6 protein-coding genes are annotated in these 6,883 nt (G+C 44.5%); 2 read left to right on the top strand and 4 right to left on the bottom strand.

Features of this window, described 5'->3' with window-relative positions; translation table 11 throughout:
- Nucleotides 1–1,048, bottom strand: a 1,048-nt coding sequence (locus tag AAGC65_RS21275; protein WP_343114476.1) for a M42 family metallopeptidase, incomplete at its 3' end; no start/stop codon positions are given.
- A gap of 282 nt (nt 1,049–1,330) precedes the next feature.
- Between AAGC65_RS21275 and AAGC65_RS21270 the strand changes: the two genes are divergently transcribed.
- On the top strand, nt 1,331–2,200 hold the full coding sequence (locus AAGC65_RS21270; protein WP_343114475.1) for a DUF6340 family protein: 870 nt from the start codon (nt 1,331–1,333) through the stop codon (nt 2,198–2,200).
- Here AAGC65_RS21270 and AAGC65_RS21265 read toward each other — a convergent pair.
- Nucleotides 2,190–2,603 (bottom strand): GNAT family N-acetyltransferase, encoded by a 414-nt coding sequence (locus AAGC65_RS21265; RefSeq protein WP_343114474.1) that lies wholly within the window; start codon nt 2,601–2,603, stop codon nt 2,190–2,192. The genes AAGC65_RS21270 and AAGC65_RS21265 overlap by 11 nt on opposite strands.
- Before the next feature lie 812 nt (nt 2,604–3,415).
- On the opposite strand from AAGC65_RS21265, the gene pruA reads away from it, so the two are divergent.
- Nucleotides 3,416–5,053: an L-glutamate gamma-semialdehyde dehydrogenase gene (gene pruA / locus AAGC65_RS21260; protein WP_343114473.1), complete on the top strand. Its 1,638-nt coding sequence runs from the start codon at nt 3,416–3,418 to the stop codon at nt 5,051–5,053.
- A gap of 170 nt (nt 5,054–5,223) precedes the next feature.
- Here pruA and can read toward each other — a convergent pair whose 3' ends face one another.
- Nucleotides 5,224–5,886, bottom strand: a complete 663-nt coding sequence (gene can / locus AAGC65_RS21255; RefSeq protein WP_343114472.1) for a carbonate dehydratase — start codon at nt 5,884–5,886, stop codon at nt 5,224–5,226.
- A 31-nt stretch (nt 5,887–5,917) separates the two neighbouring features.
- A complete protein-coding gene (locus AAGC65_RS21250; RefSeq protein ID WP_343114471.1) occupies nt 5,918–6,655 on the bottom strand; it encodes a YoaK family protein in 738 nt (245 codons plus the stop codon).
- Nucleotides 6,656–6,883 lie beyond the last annotated feature (228 nt).

Below are 6,883 nucleotides of genomic sequence, written 5' to 3'. Positions count from 1 at the left end.
CGTTATCAACATCCTCCTTATGGATCATTTCAACCGTTGTATGCATGTACCTTAGCGGCAATGAAATTAATGCCGAGGGCACACCATCATTTGAGTAAGCAAACGCGTCGGTATCAGTACCGGTTGAGCGTGATGATGCCTGGCGCTGGAAAGGAATATCAGCCTTTTGTGCAGCCTCAATTAACAATTTGTTCAGGTTGTTTTGAACCGCAGGGGCATATGATACCACCGGGCCCTTGCCGCAGGCCAGATCGCCCTGGGTGATCTTATTGATCATCGGGGTTTGCGTATCATGCGTAACATCGGTTACGATGGCCACATTTGGTTTTATTTTGTGGGCTATCATTTCGGCGCCACGTAAGCCTATCTCTTCCTGTACAGCGTTAACGATGTATAAGCCAAATGGCAGTTTTACATTGTTCTCTTTCAGCAGGCGGGCTACCTCAGCTATCATGAAGCCACCGGCACGGTTATCAAGCGCACGGCCTACATAATAGCGGTCGTTAAGCACCATAAACTCATCTTCGTAAGTAATTACGCAGCCTACGTGGATACCCAGTTTCTCAACTTCTTCCTTTGAGGTGCAGCCGCAATCCAGGAAAATGTTTTTCAGGGTTGGGGCTTCTTCCTTTTCGCCGCCTAAACGGGTGTGGATGGCAGGCCAGCCAAAAACAGCTTTAACTATGCCGTTGTCGGTATGTATGTTTACCCTTTTTGAAGGGGCTATCTGGTGGTCAGATCCGCCGTTACGTATTACATATATTAAACCATCATTGGTAATATAATTTACAAACCATGATATTTCATCGGCATGAGCCTCAATAACAACCTTATAATCTGCCTTTGGGTTGATAATGCCTACCGCAGTGCCGTAATTGTCAACATAATGAGTATCGATGTAAGGTTTTAGATATTCGAGCCACAATTCCTGGCCTTTCCACTCAAAACCGGTAGGGGAAGGGTTATTGATGTATTTTTCAAGAAAAGACAGTGAAGTTTCGTTTACAACAGGAATATGTGGTGTGTTTTCAGATTTTTTTTTAGCCATGTTTATTAAGCAAACTATTAATATACGATAAGCAAATATAACAAACAGTAGATTAAAGCCGTAAAATAAGCTGTCATATTGAAAATATAACCGTGATTTTATTATTAATTTAATACTAAGGTGGCAGGATATACGTTTTTTTTTGAAATATGTAAAATATGGCCTGCTTGATTAATGAGTTGTGATTAACTGTAAGTTTTACATTAATGCCACATTTATATTCATTTCAAATTCATAGTAGTTTTGTAATTTTACGTCATCTATAATTTACTCCGTTGTATCGTGAAACTGATTAAGCTTATCTGTATATTTTTTGTTGCCTGCCTAACTTCATGTGGTGTTACCCAGTATGCAACTGTGCCTGTTGATTATGCGCCTAAACTGGTGTTTAATCCGGATACTACTCACATTCTGCTGGTTAACCGGCTTGCTTTTGATTCAACCAAAATAAGCAAGAAAAGGATAGCCATACTTAAAGCCGCAGCCTATAGCGCTGTTAGCGGCATTGAAAAACAGTTGAAGCAGCTGCCTGGCGTTAAAGTTACCAGCCTGGTTGATTCGGCAAGTTTTGCAGCTAATACCGATTCAATAAAGCAACTGGCAGCAGATAATAAAACCAACTATGTTTTAACCTTCAACACCTTTAATGCAGGTGTTGTGCTTGATAATGTGCAGTATGAGGGTAATACGCAGGTAGCTTATTATAATATGAAAGCTAAGGTTGGGCTTACCCTGTACGAAAGTAACGGCATTTATTTCAAGAAACTTACCGGTACGGCAGAAGAACCAACGGATAGCCGTGGTAACGGAGTTTCCCTGTTTACTACCGCTCATGATGCGGGGCTCGATGCGCTGAAAGATTATCTTCCTTATACCATAACCAACTATCGCCCGCTTAACAGTCAGGGCGCTGTATTGCAGCAGTCAGTAGCGCAGATACAAAAAGGCCGTTTCGATCTTGCCTTTAAGATCCTTAACCCGCTTATTGACGGCCCGGATCCAAAAATGGCCAGCAGGGCGGCTTATAATCTGGCTGTAGTTTATGAGGCCCAGGGCGACATTGACGAAGCGCTTGAACTGGCTAAACTATCAAACCAAAAGCAAGCCAATGATTATGCAACGGTGCTTATAGCAGCGCTGATCAAGGAGTAAGCGTTTTCTCCAGTATCTCGTAATCAAAGCCATGCCGGGTAAAAAACTTTCCGGTATGCTCAAAACCTGCCTTGCGGTAAAAGCCTATGGCCGATACCCTGGCGTTGCACCACAGCTTTTTAGCGCCGTTTGTTTGAGCGAAATCGGTAATATAAGCTAACATCTGCCCGCCGATGCCCATATTTTGCAGGTTCTCATCAACCGCGAACTTACGGAACTGGTATTCATCGCCATGAGCAAACAGGGATATTACTCCCACAATCAGGTTATCCTTAAAAGCGGCAAAATGATAACCGTTGTTATCCTCCTCCATAGCCATTTCGTTTAGCTTTTGTTCGGGGTATAAAATCCTTTGCCTTAAGCGCCAGGTAAGTTCAGGGCGTATTTGTTCGATATAAATCATTAGTTTTAACTTTAAACGCATCATTACTAAAAATTGTCATTGCGAGGAGGAACGACAAAGCAATTGCGAACTATGCAGCTACGCCTTGTAAAGTTCGCGATTGCCACGCTATCACTCGCAATGACAAAATTCATAACGCATGGCGTATACCCGCTCTTGGCCGCGGGAGGGCCGAGTTACTTTTGTGGCCACAAAAGTAACCAAAAAGGCTTTCAGCAGAAAGGCTTCTTTGCCGCACAAGGCCTTTGCCCTGCAAAACAGACAGAGCCACGGGCTGCAAAAAGTTGCCCTACTTCGTTCGCTCATTATCTTACGCTTCTGCAAATATTTGCTATGCCCCTTCGGCCGCACAAGGCCACCGAGTTCTGCCTGCTTTCACCCGAAGCTGATCTGCTGATTGTCTGAATCAGAATTTACAGAATTTGAAAATGGACAGAAAATTAAGCTTATGAACTGCAAAATAAACTGCAAATCAAAAAGCGGGTAAAGGCCTGACAAAAAAGCGGGCCAGGGTGTTTTGCCTGTGGGGGGAAGCTTTTTTTTGTCTTGATCTTTTGGTTACTTTTGTATCAAGACAAACGGCGAAGCCCTCTTGAGTACCTCTAAAAAACAAAACATCAACGAAAAACGTAACAGCCTTAGCGGCAATTGAGCGCTCTAAGCCAAACAGGTCTGCGTTTTGCAATAAAGAGCGTATACTCGCTATCCAGCTCTGCTACTTGTTAATAGTTATCCCCCTTCATTTTTGACACTCAGTCAATTTCGCATCCCTGCAAAATTCCTATCTTTGCGGCAACATAAATAACCCATCTATGCTTAAAGGATTTTTTAATGTTCCGGTACCGCAAAACGAGCCTGTTTTAAACTATGGCCCGCGCAGTCTGGAGCGTGTAGCGCTTAAAGCCGCTTTAGAGCAGGCCCGTGCGCAACAACTGGATATACCGATGTACATTGGCGGCAAAGAGGTACGTACCGGCAACAAGCTGGAAATTCGTCCGCCGCATGATCATAAACACTTACTGGCTACTTTTTCTGAAGGTGATGCCAGCCACGTTACCGCTGCCATCGATGCTGCCTTAGCTGCCAAAGCCAATTGGGAAAATTTACCCTGGGAGCAACGCGCGGCTATATTTTTAAAGGCTGCCGAGCTGTTGGCCGGCCCTTACCGCGCCGAGATCAATGCTGCTACTATGCTTGGTCAATCAAAAAACGCCTACCAGGCCGAGATTGATTCTGCCTGCGAGCTAATCGACTTTTTGCGCTTCAACGTGCAATACATGACCGAAATTTACCAGCAGCAGCCACCTGTATCGGGCAAAGGCGTTTGGAACCGTGTGGAGCAGCGCCCGTTGGAAGGTTTTGTGTTTGCCTTAACACCATTCAACTTTACCGCTATTGCCGGCAACCTGCCAGCATCTGCAGCTATGATGGGTAACGTGGTGGTTTGGAAACCAGCCTATCCGCAAATATTTGCAGCCAATGTGATCATGAAGGTGTTCAAGGAGGCTGGTGTGCCCGATGGCGTTATCAACCTGATATATGTTGACGGCCCTGTTGTCGGCGAGGTTATATTTAACCACCCTGATTTTGCAGGTATTCACTTTACAGGTTCAACCAAAGTGTTCCAGAACATCTGGCAAACTATTGGTACTAACATCCATAAATATAAAACTTACCCGCGCATTGTTGGCGAAACAGGCGGTAAGGATTTTGTACTTGCTCACCCAAGTGCCGATGCCGATGTAGTAAGTACTGCCCTTGTTCGTGGTGCTTTTGAATACCAGGGACAAAAATGTTCAGCCGCTTCAAGGGCTTATATCCCGGCCTCATTATGGCCTGCGGTAAAAGCTAACATGCAACGCGACATCACCTCATTTAAAATGGGCCCGGTTGAAGATTTTGAGAACTTTATTAATGCCGTGATCACCGAAGTATCGTTTGATAAACTGGCTAAATATATTGATGCCGCCAAAACTGACGAAGGTGTTGAAATTGTTGCCGGTGGTAATTACGACAAAACCAAAGGCTGGTTTGTTGAACCTACCGTATTAAAGGTTAACGATCCATATTACGTAACTATGTGCGAAGAGCTGTTTGGCCCGGTACTAACCCTTTATGTTTACGAAGACGACCAATTTGATGAGGTGCTGAACATTGTTGATAAAACATCGATATACGCGCTTACCGGCTCTATCATATCGCAAGACAGGTATGCCATTGCCGAGGCTACAAGTCGCCTACGCAATGCTGCCGGTAACTTCTACATTAATGATAAGCCAACCGGTGCCGTAGTTGGTCAGCAGCCATTTGGCGGCGCCAGGGGTTCAGGTACTAACGATAAGGCTGGTTCTATGATCAACCTGTTGCGTTGGGTATCGCCACGTACCATCAAAGAAACCTTTGATCCACCGAAGGATTACAGGTATCCGTTTTTGGCAAAGGAACTGTAGGGGGAAGAACCAAGAGGTTAGAGTCAAGATTCAAGAAATCAATTTTTATAAATTGATAAGAGCCGGGATATTAAATATTCCGGCTCTTTTATTTTCATGATTCAACCTGAATCATTTTATTTTTTGTCTTATCTCTTGATTCTTGACTCTTGATTCTCTCTCCCTCACCTCTATTTAAACTTAAACACCTCGTCCAGGTTCTGGTTGTTGTAGGTGCTTATTTTCATATCGGTGATCGCGCCCGAGCTTAGGCTATATACCCAGCCGTGCACAGCCAGATCCTGGCCATTGTGCCATGCGTTTTGTACGATGGTGGTTTTGCACAGGTTGTATACGTTCTCGATAACGTTAAGCTCAACCAGGCGGTTGCCGCGCTGCTGCTCATCGTCAATGGCGTTCAACTCATCGGCATGTAAACGGTAAACGTCTTTAATGTGGCGCAGCCAGTTGTCAATAAGTCCGTAGCCTTTATTGCTCATAGCGGCCAGCACGCCGCCGCAGCCGTAATGGCCGGTAACAATTACGTGCTTTACTTTAAGTACGTTTACGGCGTAGTCAAGCACGCTAAGCATGTTCATATCGGTATGCACTACCATATTGGCAATGTTGCGGTGTACAAATATTTCGCCGGGAGCAGTGTTGGTGATCTGGTTGGCCGGTACGCGGCTATCGGCGCAGCCAATCCACAATATCGGTGGTTTTTGGCCGTTGGCCAGCTTGGTAAAAAACTCCGGATCGGTTTTTAAAGCATTGTCAATAAATTTTTTGTTGCCTTCCAGCAAACCTTCATAGGTGATATGGCTGGTGTCGTGAATGTCAGTTTTAGCGCACATAGTTTATAGATGTTTTTGGTTAACAGATCGATCAGTTTTTGCCGGCCCAAAACAGGCGGCTCATTTTATGCAATGCAACGGGCGAAAGATCGTAATATAAAATGGTAAGCAAAATTAACGGAATAAAATAAAAGATGGCAAAATCAAACAGATTAAAAAAATAGCCGCCCATGATGCCGCCAAAAAAGTAAAAGCCCAGCACGGTAAGCCTGATGTAGATCTTATTCCTGGTAGCATCTGTTTTGGCCACATTGGGATGCAGCCATTCAGATACATCGCCGCCCAGATCGGTAAACAGGCCGGTTAAATGGGTTGATTTGATCAATCCGCCAGATATGGTTGATACCAGGCTGTTTTGCAAGCCCATCGAAAAAATGATGACCCCGATTACCATTTCGCGTTCAAGTTGGGTTTCGCGGTAAAAATTATGCCCGTAAATGGCCACGAACAGTAATAATATAATTTCAATAATGATAGGGGTGGAGTGCGCCCGGTACCGGCTTTTATGCTCTAACGATTTCACAATAAAGTTCGACATAAAAGCGCCTATAAAAAACAGCAGCAGCCACACCACAAAAACCACGATCTCCTGCCAGTTTTGCTCAACCACATGCTTGGACAGGTTGGCCACATGGCCGGTAATGTTGGAGGTAAAGGCCAGAAAGGCCACCATACCGGCCACATTGGTTACACCTGATACAAAGGCGGTTGACGATGCCAGCAATAAGTTTTGTTTTAAGGTACGCGCTTCTTTAGCTTGTCTGAGCATAAAATGTCCCTGCTTATTGGCAGTATGATAAAAATAGGATAAAAATTGCAGGGAGGAGGAATTATTTGTAGATGCTTTCTCTTGCGCTCGTTTGCAACGAGTGCTTACGTTGGATTTGCGTTTAGAACGCAATAATAAAAGGGGCGATGTAATCGCCAAGCCATGTTAAGCGCTTAGTGCAAAAGAGCGCAAGGGTACTATTAAGGAGTTTGAAGAACACTCTTACAA

Origin of the sequence: Mucilaginibacter sp., from assembly GCF_039207105.1 — a bacterium.
In the GTDB taxonomy this organism is placed as follows: domain Bacteria; phylum Bacteroidota; class Bacteroidia; order Sphingobacteriales; family Sphingobacteriaceae; genus Mucilaginibacter.
This window is presented reverse-complemented; position numbering and strand designations above follow the sequence as displayed.